Origin of the sequence: Formosimonas limnophila (genome assembly GCF_014652675.1) — a bacterium.
Taxonomy (GTDB): domain Bacteria; phylum Pseudomonadota; class Gammaproteobacteria; order Burkholderiales; family Burkholderiaceae; genus Hydromonas; species Hydromonas limnophila.
The window spans coordinates 120,320-138,068 of the sequence record NZ_BMZG01000007.1; the positions used below are offsets into that span (position 1 = coordinate 120,320).

The 17,749-nt window shown below is 46.8% G+C and carries 15 protein-coding genes; 10 read left to right on the plus strand and 5 right to left on the minus strand.

The window, feature by feature from the left end; translation table 11 throughout:
• Positions 1-3: 3 nt before the first annotated feature.
• Complete coding sequence (locus IE082_RS07845) at positions 4-426, minus strand: CopD family protein (protein WP_189493362.1); 423 nt, start codon at positions 424-426, stop codon at positions 4-6.
• Between the two features lie 142 nt (positions 427-568).
• Here IE082_RS07845 and IE082_RS07850 point away from each other — a divergent pair, with 142 nt between their 5' ends.
• The 3 genes from IE082_RS07850 to IE082_RS07860 all read left to right on the plus strand — a co-directional run bounded on the left by IE082_RS07850 (position 569) and on the right by IE082_RS07860 (position 3,579).
• Positions 569-901, plus strand: coding sequence for an ElaB/YgaM/YqjD family protein (locus IE082_RS07850; protein ID WP_189493363.1), 333 nt, complete (start codon positions 569-571; stop codon positions 899-901).
• Between the two features lie 133 nt (positions 902-1,034).
• Positions 1,035-1,307 carry a DNA polymerase Y subunit UmuC family protein gene (locus IE082_RS07855; protein ID WP_189493364.1) on the plus strand — a complete coding sequence of 91 codons (273 nt, stop codon included), beginning with the start codon at positions 1,035-1,037 and terminating at the stop codon, positions 1,305-1,307.
• A 283-nt stretch (positions 1,308-1,590) separates the two neighbouring features.
• Complete coding sequence (locus IE082_RS07860; protein WP_189493365.1) at positions 1,591-3,579, plus strand: AAA family ATPase; 1,989 nt, start codon at positions 1,591-1,593, stop codon at positions 3,577-3,579.
• A 231-nt stretch (positions 3,580-3,810) separates the two neighbouring features.
• Here the strand turns inward: IE082_RS07860 and IE082_RS07865 are convergent, their stop codons facing one another.
• Positions 3,811-4,245, minus strand: a complete 435-nt coding sequence (locus tag IE082_RS07865) for a winged helix-turn-helix transcriptional regulator (protein WP_189493366.1) — start codon at positions 4,243-4,245, stop codon at positions 3,811-3,813.
• Positions 4,246-4,473: 228 nt separating this feature from the next.
• On the opposite strand from IE082_RS07865, the gene IE082_RS07870 reads away from it, so the two are divergent.
• The 3 genes from IE082_RS07870 (at position 4,474) to IE082_RS07880 (ending at position 10,353) form a co-directional block, all read left to right on the plus strand.
• Positions 4,474-5,733 carry an efflux RND transporter periplasmic adaptor subunit gene (locus tag IE082_RS07870; RefSeq protein WP_189493367.1) on the plus strand — a complete coding sequence of 420 codons (1,260 nt, stop codon included), beginning with the start codon at positions 4,474-4,476 and terminating at the stop codon, positions 5,731-5,733.
• 74 nt (positions 5,734-5,807) lie between these two features.
• The gene (locus IE082_RS07875; RefSeq protein ID WP_189493368.1) at positions 5,808-8,960 is read left to right on the plus strand and encodes an efflux RND transporter permease subunit; all 3,153 of its coding nucleotides are present in this window, start codon (positions 5,808-5,810) and stop codon (positions 8,958-8,960) included.
• Positions 8,953-10,353 carry an efflux transporter outer membrane subunit gene (locus IE082_RS07880; RefSeq protein ID WP_189493369.1) on the plus strand — a complete coding sequence of 467 codons (1,401 nt, stop codon included), beginning with the start codon at positions 8,953-8,955 and terminating at the stop codon, positions 10,351-10,353. The genes IE082_RS07875 and IE082_RS07880 overlap by 8 nt, the downstream gene beginning before the upstream one ends.
• Positions 10,354-10,753: 400 nt before the next feature.
• Here the strand turns inward: IE082_RS07880 and IE082_RS07885 are convergent, their stop codons facing one another.
• Both IE082_RS07885 and IE082_RS07890 read right to left on the minus strand, forming a co-directional pair.
• Positions 10,754-11,500, minus strand: coding sequence for a Bax inhibitor-1/YccA family protein (locus IE082_RS07885; RefSeq protein WP_189493370.1), 747 nt, complete (start codon positions 11,498-11,500; stop codon positions 10,754-10,756).
• A gap of 196 nt (positions 11,501-11,696) precedes the next feature.
• The gene (locus IE082_RS07890; RefSeq protein WP_189493371.1) at positions 11,697-12,158 is read right to left on the minus strand and encodes an OB-fold protein; all 462 of its coding nucleotides are present in this window, start codon (positions 12,156-12,158) and stop codon (positions 11,697-11,699) included.
• A gap of 293 nt (positions 12,159-12,451) precedes the next feature.
• Between IE082_RS07890 and IE082_RS07900 the strand changes: the two genes are divergently transcribed.
• Genes IE082_RS07900 through IE082_RS07910 form a run of 3 tightly spaced genes read left to right on the plus strand, consistent with a single transcriptional unit; the run spans position 12,452 to position 13,937 of the window.
• On the plus strand, positions 12,452-13,051 hold the full coding sequence (locus IE082_RS07900) for a DMT family transporter (RefSeq protein ID WP_268244689.1): 600 nt from the start codon (positions 12,452-12,454) through the stop codon (positions 13,049-13,051).
• On the plus strand, positions 12,993-13,328 hold the full coding sequence (locus IE082_RS07905) for a DMT family transporter (protein WP_229809773.1): 336 nt from the start codon (positions 12,993-12,995) through the stop codon (positions 13,326-13,328). The genes IE082_RS07900 and IE082_RS07905 overlap by 59 nt, the downstream gene beginning before the upstream one ends.
• A gap of 6 nt (positions 13,329-13,334) precedes the next feature.
• Positions 13,335-13,937, plus strand: coding sequence for a L,D-transpeptidase family protein (locus tag IE082_RS07910; RefSeq protein WP_229809774.1), 603 nt, complete (start codon positions 13,335-13,337; stop codon positions 13,935-13,937).
• Positions 13,938-14,459: 522 nt separating this feature from the next.
• Here IE082_RS07910 and metG read toward each other — a convergent pair.
• Entirely contained in the window at positions 14,460-16,520 is a 2,061-nt protein-coding gene (gene metG / locus IE082_RS07915; protein WP_189493375.1) for a methionine--tRNA ligase, read from the minus strand.
• Between the two features lie 73 nt (positions 16,521-16,593).
• Between metG and apbC the strand changes: the two genes are divergently transcribed.
• Positions 16,594-17,643, plus strand: a complete 1,050-nt coding sequence (apbC, locus tag IE082_RS07920; protein ID WP_189493376.1) for an iron-sulfur cluster carrier protein ApbC — start codon at positions 16,594-16,596, stop codon at positions 17,641-17,643.
• Positions 17,644-17,749 lie beyond the last annotated feature (106 nt).

The following is a 17,749-nucleotide window of genomic DNA, read 5'->3' on the forward strand; positions in this document are numbered from 1 at the left end:
ATCTTAAGAAGAAAACGGTTTAATCACGACCAAAGCGGTGATGATGAGCATCAAAATGACGGGAATTTCGTTAAACCAGCGATACCAGACATGGCTGCGTTGGTTCTTTGCAGCATAAAAGCCTTTGAGCAAACGAGCGCAATACCAGTGATAGACCAAAAGTACCAGTACCAGCGTGAGTTTGACGTGCAACCAAACCCCTGTAAAACCAGCCATATACCACATCGCTAAGCCAAAACCCACGGCAGGAATCGCCAAAATGGTCATGAAACGGTACAGTTTACTGGCCATGAGCAATAATCGTTGTTGGGTGGGCGTGTCATTCACTGTGGCCAAATTCACGAAAATTCGTGGTAAATAAAACAGACCCGCGAACCAAGAGGCCACGAACACGATGTGCAGAACCTTAAACCAAAGATACAACATAAATCACCTGAAGGAAAGTGTGCCAAAGCCAGTATTGTACGTGATAAGCCATTGAAATATCGAGCTTCATGACCATATCAATATGGAAAGTGGCGCATAATGAAGTACATTTTATCCCGAAGAACCTCAAAGGAGAAAAAGCATGAGTGACCTGAAAAGTATTTTAGAGCAAGCGGAAGAGTTACTCAAACAAGCGGCGAGCACCAGTGGTGTTCAAGCTCAAGAGTTGCGTGAAAAAGCCGTGGTGCTGCTCGAACAAGTCAAAGAGCAAACCACTGTGCTGCAAGACAAAGCTGTTGAGAAAGCCCGCGAAGCAGGGGAGGCCACACAAGCCTTTGTTAAAGACAATCCGTGGAAAGCACTCGGTATTGCCGCAGGTGTTGGACTTTTACTTGGTGCAATGCTCAAGGGTGACAATGAACCCAAAGCCGATAGTCAACCCACACCACCAGATGAACCCCCACGGTTAAATTGAGTTGGTTTTATCATAAAAAACGCGAATGTCGATTCGCGTTTTTTATGTTGGCTCGTTGTATATAAAACTGTCACACGAGATTAAGATGGGGAGCATGGGCAAATGCCATCACTATTTATAAAGGCGCGGCTAATTGGAGTACATAGGCGGACATGCAAGCACGCGCACTGAACAGCGGGCCTGTGACCGAAGTGTGGGCATAGGGTGGCGCATTGGCCAGTCTTTAAATGATATGGGAATTGAGACGGTCGGTGATTTCACACGCGCTTCGACCACCATGATTCGCCAAAGGTTCGGTGTCGTTGTTGAGCGAACACAACGAGAACTCCAAGGTGTGTCGTGTCTTGAAATGAAAGCCGTTAAGCCCAAGCGTCAGCAAATCATTCGTAGTCGAAGTTTTGGGTAACCAGTTTGTGATTTAACAGGACTGCGCTCCGCCATATCACACCACGTTGCTGACGCGGGTCGTGAATTGCGCGAGGAGGGTGGCGTTGCCCATAATAAATGAATTGCTTGTGGTCATGTAATTGACCGAGTCATAAAAGGTATAGAATTGGCCTTTGTGGCCAATATGCGGTATAGGAAGCGGAGTAAGGGCATGATGGTTATATTTTTGTGAGCGTATGCAATTTATATTTAGATTAACCACCATATTGTAATAAATTAAGCAACGAAAGAATTTTAAGGTTATGAAGCTAAAAAAGGTCGCCTTGCAGAACGTAAGAAGTTTCGCCGATCGTCAGGAATTTGATTTAGATGGTAATATATCGATATTAATTGGTCCTAATGGTGGAGGTAAAACAAATTTATTAGATACCATTGTGTTGTCACTAAGACAGCATCTAATTAAATCATGGGAATTTACAGAAGATTCCTCTACAAAAAAAACTACCATCAGCCTAAATCAAATTGTATCTTCGCAGGGTTTAGAAAAACATAGTCAGCGCTCTCAGGATGATCAAATCATTGAGTTTACAATTCAGATTACTCAGCCTGATATTGACAACATGAAATATTGGGTTGATAACTCAGAATCAATAATTAAAAATTTAGGTAAAGAATATATGAACCTGGGAGCATATCGGTTAAATAGAGAAATTGTCAATACTCTTGCTCCTGATGAGACTTTCGTTTTTGAAATAAAAAACAGCGTTTTGATGGGTGATGAACCAGATCCTATGTCTTATCAATTTGAGCAGTTGTCAGTTGAGCCGACAGATAAGCGTTATCAATTTAGGAAATATCTCACTTTCTATGAAATTATTACTAGGCTATCTCAGGAAGAAAGCAAAGTAACCTTATCTACGCCGATGATGTTGATGCCTGTAGCGCGAGCGCATGGTGGGAATTTAGGGTCATCAGTAATCCTCTCTCAATATAGTGGAACAGAGCATAAAAGAATTTTAGATGCTGCATCTTCGAAGTCGCCAGTTAGCCAAAATGTCGGGCAATTGGCTATTGGAACTTTAGTCGAAATGCTTAGTGAGCTTACTCATAAGTATGGCAATGAACCAGCAATGAAAGCGCTGAGAGATAAAGAGTCTATAGATAGTTTCACTAAGACATTGGAAATGCTTGGCTATGAATGGGATTTGAAATGTACAAATACAAAAACAAACGCATACGAACTTAAGCTAAAAAAGCAAGGGGCTGAATTTAGCCTAGAAACCGCGTCTTCAGGAGAGCGTGAGCTTCTTACTTATTTGTTTGCGATATATGTATTAAACCTAAAAGATGCTTTGATTGTTATTGATGAGCCTGAGCTTCACCTTCATCCAAAATGGCAAAGGAAATTAATTGAGCTGTTTGAAAAGCTTGCGGATGAAACGAATAATCAATTTGTTATGGCAACTCATTCACCTGCTTTCATTACACCTGCATCTATTGGCTACGTTTCGCGAGTTTTTTCAGAAAGCCAAGAAAGTAAGATTGTTAGGTTAAAACATATTGATGATTTTGAAAAGAAACATTTATTTCACATGGTTAATAGCCAAAACAATGAGCGAATATTTTTTTCAGATTTAGTTATATTGGTGGAAGGAATATCGGACAAAATATTTTTTGAAGCACTGTTCAAAGCGAAAGGTTTTGATAAAGAAATAAATAAAACATATGAAATCATTAGTGTTGGGGGCAAAGGGTTGTTTAAACAATATCAGTCACTATTAACTGGGTGTGGGATTGCTTACGTTGTCATAGCTGACTTGGACTATGCTAAGGATGTCGGAACACCTGAAGTAAAGGAGCTATTTGATCCTAATGTCAAAAAAATCAAAAATACTTTAAATTACTCTTTTAGTCTAGATGCAAAAAATTTTGTTAGAGAAATTGACTCTTTTATTAATAAAGACAACAAAGATGGATTGGAACAAGTTTGGGAACACATTAAGAGTCGGCAAAGTAGTCATAAACAGTCTTTAAGCGAAGAGCAAAAAATGACGCTGTGCAAATTTATTAAAGGTCAGCGAGTGAACGATTCAATCATTATCCTTTCGAAAGGACAGTTAGAAGACTATTTGCCGTCAAATTGCAAGAGCAAGGATGTTGAGGAAGTGATTAAGTTTACCCAAGAAGTCCAATCATATTCGCATTTGCTGGGCGAGTTGAAACAGAATGTAATTGAAGAAATTAATATGATAGTGGATTATGTAGAAGCAAGAATTAGCCCCAAGCAGTGAGCGAACTGAAAATCCTGTTAAATGTATAAAAAGTGAACACTTTGAATGATCTGTTCTCATTTGTTGATGGTTTTATGCTTCCTCCAAAGAAATAAAGGAAATATGATGGATAGGTAATGAACCCAAAAATTAAACGGGTTTCAAAGTAGAAAAAAGGGCTCTGCTGCATTAAAGTCAAAATTGGCCGAATTCACTCTTGATCATTGATAGGAATGAAGTCGAGCATGTTTCTTAAGATTCTCGTGCATCATATTGTTTTTGAGCGGTTTCTATTTCTGTGAGATGTTCGGCAGTCCACTCTCCGAGTTGAATCAGTTGATCACGGAAAGAGCGACCCAGCTCCGTCAGCTCATAGTCCACACGGGGCGGTACGGTGGGAAATACGGTTCGTGTCACCAATCCGTCGCGCTCCAAGTCTCGCAGAGTGATGGTCAGCATGCGCTGTGAAATGCCTGATATGAGCCGACGGATTTCGCCGAAGCGTTTGGCACCTGAGCCGAGTAGGGTGATGATGAGGCAATTCCATTTGCTACCGACTTTGGATAAAAACTCGATCTTTTGGCGGACTTCTCGTGAGACGACCTCAAAACCGTCTTGCTCAAGCCGCATCAATAGGTGCTGTGATTTTAGGTCTTCTTTGGTTACTTCTGAGTGTGTGGGTTTCATGAATGTGCCTTCTTGCGTTGTTGCTTGGAGTTCGGTAACATCTCAATGGTTACTATTTTATACTAATGTATTAAAACGAATGTGTTGCATTTCAAATTTAATTGTTTCATAAATCAAGCATGGCATATGGTTTGTGGTCAGCGCAGTGGTGTGTCTTTCTGACATACTTCGATGTGTGTATTTTTGGTTTATTTTAATCTGTGGTTTTATTGTGAAGAAGGATGACAAATGAGGGTTTCATTATTGAACGCGTTGCCTGCGAAAAAAAGCTTGGGCGTGCTTCTGGTTGGCGCGGTTTTATTGAGTGCGTGTGGTGAAAAAGCACCACCACAACAACCGCCTATGGCAGTCAGCGTGATCGAGGTTCAGCCTCAAGATGTACCTATCTCAATTGAAGCACCTGGTCAGACGGCAGGCTCCAGAGAGGTTGAAGTGCGTGCCCGTATTGGTGGAATTTTATTAAGGAAATTGTACCAAGAAGGACGTCCGGTTCAAAAAGGTGCTCCCTTGTTTGAGCTCGATACACAAACAGCCAAGGCTGCGGCAGATCAAGCTAGTGCCACACTGGCTGTTCAACAGGCTGCTTTGACTCAGGCGCAGCAAAATTTCAAACGCATCGCTCCTTTGTTTAAAGAAAATGCGGTCAGTCGAAAGGATTACGACGATGCCGCGGCTGCACTTGCAGCGGCTAAGGCCTCTGTTCAAGCAGCGCAAGCGCAGTACAGCAGTGCGAAAATCAATCTCGGTTATACCACTGTCACAGCGCCGATCAGTGGCGTGACCAGCAGTGAGACGCGCTCAGAAGGTAGTCTCATTAGTCCTCAAGATATGTTGACGAAAATTTCTCAGCTCGATCCGATGTATGTGAATTTCTCTTTCTCTGACTCTGAAATGATGCAGTTACGCAAAGATGAGGCCGCTGGTTTGGTTCGTATGCCAGAGGGTAATCAGTTTGAGGTTTCTCTTTTCTCTCAAGACGGTTCTGAGTATCCGCTCAAAGGACAGATGAATTTTACGGATAGCGTGGTCAGCACGACAACGGGCAGCATTCGCGCACGCGCCACTTTCGCCAATCCCAGCAGTGATTTATTCCCAGGCTCGTTCGTCCGTGTGGCGCTCAAAGGTGCTGTGCGCACCAACGCTATCTTAGTGCCTCAGCGTGCTGTGTTGTCAAGTGCTCAAGGTAAAAGTGTCTGGGTGTTGACCGAGGATGGTTCTGTGGCACCACGTCCGATTACGACTGCTAATGACATCGATAAAAATGTTGTGGTGACCAGTGGTCTTAAAGCGGGTGACAAAGTGGTGGTGGACAATATCACCAAACTATTTATGTTGCCGCCGAAGAGCAAGGTCGAGCCCACCGTGGTGACATTAGAGCAATTCAACGCCGGCCCTGCACCGACGACTGCACCAGAGGGCCAAAAGCCAGCAGCAGAAGCCTCGGCTAAACCTGAAGGCAAGCCCGAAGAACAACCTGCTGCCAAATAACTCAGACATTGAGCAATGAAATGACCCCTGTTTGATGGGGTATAAACAATAGATACCAGATATCAAGGATTGCCATGATTTCAGAATTTTTTATACGGCGGCCGATTTTCGCCACTGTGTTGTCCATCATCATTACACTCGCGGGCTTTGCCGCCATGCGCAGTTTGCCGATTGAACAGTACCCGCAGATTGTGCCACCGCAGGTGACGGTTACGGCTGCGTACCCAGGTGCGTCGGCCGAGGTGATTGCCAGTACGGTCGCAGCACCGCTGGAGCAACAAATCAACGGTGTGGACAACATGCTGTACCTTCAGTCCACCAGCGCGGGCAGCGGTCAGATTTCGATTAACGTCACGTTTAAAATTGGTACAGATCCTGATCAAGCGACGATTAATGTGAATAATCGCGTGCAAGCAGCACTGGCTAAAATGCCCGCCGAAGTGCGCCAAATTGGCGTGACGGTACAAAAGCAATCGCCTGCATTCCTTAAGGTTATCGCGCTGTACTCGCCGAATGAAAGTGTTGATCAAGTCACCATGAGTAATTATGCGACGCTTAATGTCGTTGATGAATTGCAACGCATTCCTGGTGTCGGCAGTGTGCTCAACTTCATTGCCAAAGACTATTCGATGCGCGTCTGGTTGCACCCTGATAAATTAGCGCAGCTCAAACTCACGCCGAGCGATGTCGCAGCAGCCATTGCTGAGCAGAACTCACAATTTGCTGCAGGTAAAATCGGCGCGGAACCCATGGATAAGCCCAATGAGTTTAGCTATACCATTAGCACGCAGGGTCGTTTGCAAACGGTGGAGCAATTTGAAAATATCATTTTGCGTGCGTCGTCAGACGGCTCGGTATTGCGTTTGAAGGACGTTGCGCGCGTCGAGCTTGGTTCGCAAAGCTATGATGTGGTGTCCACGCTCAACGGTAAGCCAACAGTACCGCTGGGAATTTTCTTGGCGCCTGGTGCGAATCAGTTGCAAGTGGCTCAAGAAGTCGATGCGACGATGAAACGGTTACAAGAAAAATTCCCACCCGATGTGACCTATAAAACACCTTACGACACGACGAAATTCGTTAGCCAGTCGATTACCGAAGTGGTGCATACATTGGTTGAAGCGATGATTTTGGTGTTCTTGGTGGTGTATTTGTTCTTACAAAACTGGCGTGCGACCTTGATTCCGAGTTTGGCGGTGCCGGTGTCGATTATGGGCACGTTTGCGGGCATGTATTTACTTGGATTCTCGATTAATACCTTGACGTTGTTCGGCATGGTGCTGTCTATCGGGATTGTGGTTGATGATGCGATTGTGGTGTTAGAAAACGTTGAGCGCATCATGCACACGGAGAAAAAAACGCCGTTTGAGGCCACGCGTCAAGCGATGCAGGAGGTCAGCGGACCTGTTGTTGCGATTGTGCTGGTGCTGTGTGCGGTATTTGTGCCAGTGGCGTTTCTCGGCGGTATTGCGGGACAGATGTATAAACAGTTCGCGATTACCATTGCGGTGTCGGTGACTATTTCGGGTTTTGTGGCTTTGACGCTCACGCCTGCATTGTGTATTGCATTTCTCAAGCCTGACCATGACCGAAAACCGAACCGATTCTTTGATTGGTTTAACCGAAAATTTGAAAACCTCACAGATCGTTACACGCGCGGTGTGACATTTTTCATTAAACGCACAGTGATTGGTGGATTGGTTTTTGCTGGGATTATTGCCTTGACGATTGGTTTGTTTAAACTCGTGCCATCGAGTCTCGCACCTGATGAAGACCAAGGCTACATCATTGCGGCGGCCATACTACCTGATGGTGCATCACTACAACGCACGCAGGCAGTGGGCAAACAGCTTGATGAGATTGCCAATAATTTACCTGGTAAAGAGGACGTGTTTATCATCAACGGCTTGGATTTATTCTCCTTCACCAGTAAGACAAGCTCTGCTGTGTCGTTCATCCCACTCAAAGATTGGTCTGAACGCACCACGCCAGAGACCAGCTCGCAAGCGTTGGTTGGGCAGATTTTCGGTCAGGGCATGCAAAAAGTCACCGATGGCATGCTTATTGCATTTAATCCGCCGCCGATTTCGGGCATGTCCAACACGGGTGGTTTTGAAGCGTATATCCAAAGTCGTGGTTCAGGTTCATCAACAGATTTGGCCGACGTGACCCAAAAACTCTTAGCCGCAGCGCATTCGCGGCCAGAGCTGGCTGGTTTGCAAAGTACATTCAGTGCGAGCGTACCGCAGGTGAATGTGCAGCTTGATCGCGAAAAAGCGCGCACGCTTGGCGTGTCTGTGGACAGTGTATTTGCCGCCATGCAAGCGACGTTTGGCTCACTGTATGTGAATGACTTTAACATGCTTGGTCGAAATTTCCGTGTTGAATTGCAGTCTGAAGCAGCTTTTCGTGACGATGTGTCCCGCATCAATTCGATTTTTGTGCGCTCGAATGCTGGTGAAATGGTGCCGCTGTCCGCTTTACTCACTGTGACCAAAACGGTTGGTCCCGAAACTTTGGAACGTTATAACGTGTTTACCGCCGCAAAAATTGTCGGTGGCCCAGCGCCTGGCTATAGCTCAGGTGAGTCACTCGCTGCGATGGAGGTTATAGCGAAAGAGGTGTTGCCCGAAGGTTATTCTTTGGCATGGACAGGTTCTGCATTCCAAGAGCGCAGTACCAGCGGAGCGTCAGGTCAGGTATTCATCTTTGGCATCATCATCGTGTTTTTGATTTTGGCTGCGTTGTATGAACGCTGGACATTGCCTATCGCGGTGTTGTTGGCTGTGCCATTTGCGGTGTTTGGTGCGCTGTTGGCGAACTGGATGCGTGGTTTGGCCAACGATGTGTATTTTCAAGTCGCGTTGGTGACACTCATTGGCTTGTCGGCGAAGAATGCCATTTTAATTGTTGAATTTGCCATGATGCAGACTCAAGCGGGCATGAGCTTTGCGCAATCAGCGATTTCGGCAGCTAAACTGCGTTTTCGCCCGATTGTTATGACATCATTGGCATTTGTTTTGGGTTGTGTGCCGTTGGCAATTTCGACAGGTGCGGGTTCGGCCAGCCGTCATTCGATTGGTACGGGTGTGATTGGCGGGATGTTGGCTGCGACGTTTTTGGCAACATTCTTGATTCCGATGTTTTACATGTTGGTGATGGACTGGACGCAAAAAGCTGCTGATAAATGGCGTAAAAATCACCCAAAGAAAGAGGTTGAACATGTCTAAAACCATCATCAGTTTAACAGTATCACTGCTGCTTTCAGCCTGTGCCATCGGTCCAGATTACCAGCGCCCACCCGTGGATGTGCCTGAACAATGGTCAATGGCGTCACCCGACACATCAGAGGTTCAGCGTGTCGCGGATAAATGGTGGGAAAATTTCAACGACCCTGTGCTCAACCGCATGGTTGAAGAGGCTTTGGTGAATAACCAAGACATCAATATCGCCATCGCTCAGCTCGATGATGCTGCTGCCCAAGCGCGTTTGGCGCGTACCGCGCTGTTGCCTCAGCTCAATGGTGCAGCATCAGGCCAGCGTGGTCGCTCATCATCCGAGACTAGCACTGGTAACTTGGGTGAGGTATACACGGCTCAGGCGGCGCTGTCGTGGGAGATTGATTTGTGGGGCAAACTGCGTCGCAGTAATGAAGAGGCTCGTGCTCAGTATTTGGGCACTGCTTATAATCGTGATGCGGTTCGATTGCTCATTGCCGCGCAAGTGGCTCAGACGTATTTCCAAATGCGGGCGTTGGATGCCAGCTTGGAGGTGACGCGTAACACGCAAACCACACGTGAGGAGTCTCTCAGTACACAGGAAAAGCGTTTTAAATACGGCATGGTTTCAATGCTTGAAGTCTCACAAGCCCAGTCTGAGTTGGCCACTGCCAAAATCAATGCGGCTTCGCAAGCGTTGTCTCTGAAAACCACCGAAAATGCTCTGAGTGTTTTATTGGGCCGTTCACCACGTGCGTTTTTAGAGGCGCACGAGCGTGGACAGACTTTGAGTCAAATGACCCACGTGACACAGATTCCAGCGGGTATTCCGTCAGATGTTTTGACGCGGCGACCCGATGTAGCCAGTGCGGAACAAGCTCTGGTGGCCGCAAATGCACGCATTGGTGTGGCGCGAGCAGCTTATTTCCCGAGTATCAGTTTGACGGGAAATTTGGGGTCGCAAAGTTTGTCATTGTCTAATTTATTCACAGGTCCTGCCGCGACGTGGTCGTTTGTTGGCAATTTGGCTGCGCCGATTTTTAACTTCGGCGCGACGCAAGCGAATGTGAATTCAGCAAACGCCAAGCAGCGACAAGCCTTGGCGCAGTACGAAAAAAGCATTCAAAATGCGTTCAAAGAAACACTCGATGGTTTCGCTTCTGTCGAGAGCACGCGTCAACAAGAAGTGGCGGCACTCGAACAGGTTCACGCCACCAATGAAGCGTTGCGACTGGCCAATCTGCGTTATGACAATGGTTACTCATCTAACCTTGAGCGGTTAGATGCGCAGCGCAGTGCTTATCAAACTCAACTCTCACTTATTTCGATTCGATTGGCTCGATTGAATGCTTCGGTTGATTTGTACAAAGCACTGGGCGGTGGTTGGACATTGCCAACGCCTTAATTTCAATGTGAGACAGCTTGCTCTGGCTTGCGGATGAATTAGCACCATAAAAAAACCTCGCGAGATAGCGAGGTTTTTTATACTGATGCACAGCGAATGGTTATTCGGCGTTTACGGTATGCTCCACTCTCATTGTTTGAGCTGCTGTGACCATATTGGCCAGTGCCGCATGGGTTTTTGGCCAGCCTCTGGTTTTTAGCCCTTTTACACGGCACGCTTTATGCGGTGGGCGCACGGCTGATGCGGGACGTACTTATGTGCGGGATTTTATTGAATTGCTGCGCAGTACCTGTCGAGATAATTTGCGAGGCATCACTTTGCTCAGTTGATGCCTTAAATGTCTTGACCATAAAAAACGCACTGACATATCAGTGCGTTTTTTGGTGAAATGGATGACAGATTACTCACGCAACTTGGCGAGTAAACGTAAAAATTCCAGATACAGCCAGAATAGTGTCACCACCAAACCGAAAGCACCGTACCATTCCATGTATTTTGGTGCGCCTGCGGCCACGCCGTTTTCGATGAAGTCAAAATCCAGCACCAGATTTAAGGCCGCAATCGTGACGACAAACAAACTAAACGCGATGCCGACCCAGCCGCTGCCATGAATGAGTGGGATTTGAATACCGAAAAAGCTCAAGACAAAACTGACCAAATACAACAGGAAAATAGCCCCTGTCGCCGCGACGATACCGAGCTTGAAGTTTTCAGTGGCACGAATCAAGCCGCTTTTATAAGCCAGCAACAACGCGCCCAAAGTACCAAAGGTCAGCGCAATCGCCTGCAACACGATCCCAGGGAAGCGCAACTCAAAAAAGCCAGAAACCGCACCAAGAAACACACCTTCAACAACCGCGTAAACGGGGGCAAGGTAGGGGGCTGTGTGTGGTTTAAACGAAATAATCAATGCCAAAATTAGACCAATAATCGCACCACCCATGGCCAATGTACCAACCATACCTGAGCCAGCTTGGCCTTGTTGCATGACGACAGACCACGGCCACGCCGCTGATAACACAGCAATCAGCAACAACAAGCCTGTTTTATTGACCGTGCCATCCAATGTCATACGGTCAGACGTTGCACCGACTTGTTTATCAAATGCTTTGTCTGTCAAAATTGGATTTCCTGAACGAAACGCCATGTTTCTCTCCTCATATAAAAATCGTCATGTTCATCATGACTGGTGTACGCATCATAGCACAAAGCATAGGTTGTATATTAAAACGCTAAGACTCGAAGCTGCTAATCGCTGTTGTGCTTCTTGTGCTTCATTAGGGCAATACACCATTCAGTGTTGGTGATGCCCTTATCTAAAAGCAGTTTGTTCAACTACTTTATTACTTAATCAGCGTACAATCCTCGCCTTTGGGGGCACCGAGGTCTAAGCTTATTTTTGGGCAGGAAATCTTGACTTGGCTGCCTGCTTTTAGTGCGGATGCACCGTCTGTTGCGGTGCTGCTCATGTAAAAATGAGCTTCCGTGAGTTCATCGGCCGTTTTCAGATGCACCACGAGCTGTTCATTTGCGGTTTTGTCTATCCCACTCACTTCACCATAGGTGATGAGTACCTTACCTTTGATTTTTTCGTTGAAGGCAGCTTCGTTGGCTTTGTATTCGTTAAAAAGTTGTGTTGCACTCAGATTGATGGCTTCATTCGATTTTGCTTCTACTGTATTGGTTGTAGTTGACTCAGATTGAGCCGCTGGTGCGCTCGTACTTTGTTTGACTTCTAATTTTTCGCTGCAAGCGGCGAGGTTTAAGCTCAGTAGAGCGATGATGTATAGTGATGCGGTTTTCATCGGGTGTCCTTAGTGTCTAAATGGTATAAAAGAGTTGGTTAAAAGGCAATCGGTGATAATGCTGCTACGGGCAGACGTCAAGGAGGTCACAGCACAGTGTGCGCACCAAACAATAAAGCATCTGTCTTTTTGAGCCTTGATGCATCAGTTGTTTGATTTAAGTGAGGGGTCTTGGCAAGTCATAGCGCTTGATTCGAGATTATACCCATTAAGTTTTGTATGGGCTGGAAGATGCTTCTTTTTATCCTTACTGCTGGGCTTGGTCTGTATTTTTGTGAAAGTAAATAATGTCGATGAGTCGTCAGACTGCAGTGATTTACATAAATTTAGTATTAACCACCTTGTTCTGGGGGGGGCTTGGGTGGCCGCACATATGTTGGTCGAGGAAGTACCGCCATTTACCGCCGCATTTGTACGGTTTGCGATTGCGACGGCGGCTCTGGCTTGGGTGGTGTCTAGGCAGGAGGGGGATTCCTCGTTTGAATCGGCGTGATATGACCACATTATTATGGCTCGGATTCTCAGGGGTGTTTTTGTATAACTTTTGCTTTTTGAAGGGGTTGAAGTACATTTCTGCAGGGCGCGGCGCGTTGGTGATTGCGCTCGATCCTGTGGTGATTGCTCTGGTTTCGTGGCTGTGGTTGAAAGACAAAATGACACCACTAAAAGCTTTAGGAATAGCAACGGCATTGGCTGGATGTGTTTTGGTGATTAGTGATGGCCATCCTGAGCGCTTGTTAAAAGGCGATGTAGGGATGGGTGAGTTGTTGATTCTCGGTTGTGTGGTATACATTCATCGGGCGACGCGCAACACAGACGCTCTCGCCGTTGGTGGTGACGTTTTATGCCTGTGCCGTTGGTTGTGTATTACTGGGCTTGGCGGCATTGTTTGAGGAGCCTTGGTTCTTGATTCCGCATTTTTCATTGACGGCGCGGCTGTGTTTGCTCTATTTGGGTCTGTTTGGCACGGCGCTTGGTTATACTTGGTTCACGAATGTTGTGCAGGAGATTGGTGCAGCACGTACAGCGCCTTTTATCAATTTAACCCCCATATCAGGTGTGCTGTTTGGCGCGTTGATTTTGCATGAGCGACTTGAGTGGGCGGTGTTGTTTGGTGGTTTGGTGACCATTGCGGGGGTCATGATGACGATTTACGCAGGACGAAAGTGAGTGTTCATGTTTTTGTGGATTGATGAGGCTATAAAAATGGTTGCTGTGTATCGACGTTCAAGTTTATTTTGGTGTGTAGCTGTGATTTTATTGGCGGCTTGTGTGCCTGCTCGTCAGTCTGTCGGCAATGAACCTTCTGTCGTTGCTGAGTCAGACGCAGCTCCTGTTACTTTGGCTCAAGGTGTTAAAGCAGACAGAGTTCTGGTGTTGAAAGCGGCACGTGAATTGCATTTGTACAAAAATGATGTGCTTTTGAAAAAATATCACATCAATCTTGGGTTTAATCCAATCGGTGACAAGGTCCAAGAAGGGGATGGCCGCACCCCAGAAGGTCAATACATCATCGACTGGCGTAATCTAAAAAGTGCGGCTTATCGTTCTTTGCACATTTCATACCCCAATGAGGCGGACATCAAAGCCGCCAGAAAACTCGGTGTCGCTCCTGGTGGAGACATTATGATTCATGGGTTGTACAACGGTTGGGTCGATGCTGACATCCCACGAATCAAACCCGACTGGACCTATGGCTGTGTGGCCGTCAGTAATGCACATATGGACGAGCTATGGCAGGTGGTTGATGATGGGACGCCGATTGAGATTCGTCCTTGACGTCAAAGAAAAGAATTGAAAAGCGCGACCCGAGGGTCGCGCTTTATTTGCTGTCTTCCTATTATTATTGAGCATTGATGTTTTTTAGTTCGCTCTATTATTTTGCGCATTGCTTGTACAATTTTTTGCGCTGTTGTCTCCTACCATGCTCCTTTCTAAAAATTCGTCACCGTCTGGGGGTGGAGATTTCGTTTTGAGAAGTCACACTGCAGTCCTCTTACGCGGCCTGAGTCTTATATAAGACCTCGCTCTGAGTGACGCGATTATGACAACTGTTTTGGTGCATTGCAAGTGAATTGTGGAGAAAAATACAATTTTCGATGTTGCGTCGCAATATACGTAAAAATCTGTTTTCAAAGGATTTTTGGGCAAATCATGTAAACGAAGAAAATAATCGTATGTTTTTAATCATTCACCAAATGAGTTATGGTCATTTAAACAAAAGCACGACTGCTGATGGCTGTCGTGCTTTTGTTTGTTTTGGTGCGATAGAGTGCAAACGAGTGCAAGTTGAACGTGTGTTTACGAAATTCTCATACCTGGTTGTGCCCCTGCATTTGGCTCTAATAGGTATAAACCAGGGGTGGTTTTCTCGTCTTTGGCAGACGCACACAGCACCATGCCTTCTGAAATGCCAAATTTCATCTTGCGTGGCGCGAGATTGGCAACAAGGACGGTGAGTTTGCCAACTAAGTCTTCGGGCTTGTACACGGCGGCGATACCAGAGAACACATTGCGCATTTTGCCTTCGCCCGCGTCCAAGGTCAGTTGGAGTAATTTGGTCGAGCCTTCAACAGTGTTGCAGGCAACGATTTTGGCGATGCGCAAATCAACTTTAATGAAATCATCAATGGTGATGGTTTCAGCGATGTCCTCGATGTCTGTTGTTGCCGCGCTTTGGGTTGATTCGGCTTGCATGGACTCTTTGTTGGCCTCAAGCAGGGCGGCGATTTGTTTGTCTTCGACGCGGGTCATCATGTGACTGTAAGCATTGATGGCGTTGTTTGAACTCAACGGCGTATGCACGTCTGACCACTGCTGCGTGGCGATATTGAGGAATGTGTAGGCTTTGGCCGCCGTGGTGGGCAGCACTGGTGAAAGATAAACAGTCAAAATGCGGAACGCTTCAAGGCAAATGCTGCACACAGTGTGTAGCTCATCGACTTTAGTCGCGTCTTTGGCCAAATCCCACGGTTTATTGGCGTCAATGAACACATTGATTTGATCGGCGAGCTCCATGACCGCGCGCATGGCCTTGCCGAACTCACGTGCTTCATACAACGTACCGATGTTGGCAGAGGCTGCGCGTAAGTTGGCTAATAGTTCGTGTGACATGGCCGCATCGTTGACTTTGCCGTCGAATCGTTTGACAAGGAAACCTGCTGCGCGACTGGCGATGTTGACGTATTTGCCGACAAGGTCAGAATTCACGCGCGAGATGAAGTCGTCAAGGTTCAGGTCTAAGTCCTCCATCGAGGCATTGAGTTTCGCGGCGAAATAGTAACGTAGCCATTCGGGGTTCATGCCCGTTTGGATGAAACTGTCGGCGGTGATGAATGTGCCGCGTGATTTGCTCATTTTCGCACCATCCACGGTGAGGAAACCGTGGGCGAATACATTGGTTGGCGTTCGGTGACCTGAGAATTTCAGTGTGGCAGGCCAAAACAGTGTGTGGAAGTACAAAATGTCTTTGCCGATGAAGTGGTATTGCTCGGTGGTCGAGTTAGGCTTGACCCAGTCGTTGAAATTTAAACCGATGCGGTCAGCCAAGTTTTTAAAGCTCGCGTAGTAACCGACCGGTGCGTCGAGCCAAACGTAGAAGTATTTGTTCGGTGCATTGGGAATCTCGAAGCCGAAGTATGGCGCATCGCGAGAAATATCCCAGTCGGAGAGTTTGTTCTCATCATCCGTGCCGAGCCATTCGCGCATTTTATTGGTCGCTTCTGGCTGCGCCAAGCCTTGTACCCAGTCGCGCAAAAACGTCTTGCAACGCTCGTCCGAGAGTTTAAAAAAATAATGCGTGGAAACTTTGCGCACAGGCGTCGCGCCCGATATGGCCGAGTATGGATTGATGAGGTCGGTCGGTGAATATGTCGTGCCGCAGACTTCGCAGTTATCGCCGTATTGGTCTTTTGAGTGGCATTTCGGGCATTCGCCTTTGATGAAGCGGTCAGGTAGAAACATTTCTTTGACGGGGTCAAAGTATTGTTCAATGTCGCGTGCTTCGATGAAGCCGTTTTTGTGCAACTCGAGGTAAATCTCGCTACACAGCTGCTTGTTTTCTTCGGAGTCTGTTGAGTAATAGTTATCAAACGAAATGCCAAAGGCATCAAAGTCGCGTTTGTGTTCTTTCCAAACATTGTCAATCAATTGTTTTGGTGTCAAACCTTCTTTCTCCGCACGCAGCATCACAGGTGTGCCGTGTGTGTCATCCGCGCCGACGTAGTATACTTCGTGCTGATTGAGTTTCAGATAGCGCACCCAGACATCCGTTTGAATGTACTCGACCAAATGACCGATGTGAATTTGACCATTGGCATAGGGCAGGGCGGAAGTGACGAGGATTTGGCGTTTGTTGGACATAGATGATTGACTCGAATAATGGATGTTTGTCGCGCATGGGCGCAAACCGCGATTTTACCACAGGGCATACCGCATGAATCAGCAAGAATTACAAACCGCATTAGACACGCTACCGATTGAGCAAGGCGAGCCACTCACGCTCGGCCAAACCCGCGCATTGAAAAAAATCGACGGTCAGATTTTACATATTGAACTATCCTATCCATGCGTCAGCCAACATGAAGATTTAACACGCCGCATCCAGCAAGCCATCGGTGAGCAATACGCGGTCAACATCACCACCAAAGTTGCTGCCCACGTAGTGCAAGCAGGTCTAACTGTCTCACCTAATGTTAAAAATGTCATTGCCATCGCTTCAGGCAAAGGCGGCGTCGGCAAAAGCACCACTGCTGTGAATCTCGCGCTTGCGCTGGCCGTTGAAGGTGCGAAAGTGGGCTTGCTGGACGCGGATATCTACGGTCCATCTGTCCCTTTATTGCTCAATTTATCAGGCAAACCCGAGTTGGATGCTACTGAAAAAATGATTCCACCTGTACGTTACGCTGTTCAGGCCAACTCCATCGGCTTTCTGATTGATGTAGATTCGCCCATGGCATGGCGCGGCCCGATGGTTTCACAAGCGTTGCAGCAATTATTCAATCAAACCGCGTGGAATGACCTCGATTATCTCATCATAGATATGCCGCCTGGTACGGGTGATATTCAGCTCACTTTGTCACAAAAAATTCCCGTCACGGGTGCTGTGATTGTCACCACGCCACAGGATTTGGCATTGCTCGACGCACGTAAGGGATTGAAAATGTTCGAAAAAACCAATGTCCCCGTGCTCGGCATCATCGAGAATATGGCATTACACACTTGTTCTGCATGCGGTCACGAAGAAGCTGTTTTTGGCGAAGGAGGTGCGGCCAAAATGAGTGCAGATTTTTCTGTGAATTTATTGGGTCAACTGCCTTTGTCCATTGACATTCGCACCGCGGCGGACAGTGGTCAACCAACGGTTGCTCAGAATCCAAACAGTCATCATGCGCAACACTATCGCAGCATGGCACGAAAAATGGCGGCTGCTGTATCGGGTCTGCCAAAAGATTTGAGTCACAAGTTTAAAGTGACGACGGTTTGAGTTCGTCTTCAGAACCCAAGTTATAGGATATCGCTCAAAGATTAGCGTGAGGCTGTTTTCTGACCAACGTGTACAAAAAAACCGCCATGGGATTGCTCTCATGGCG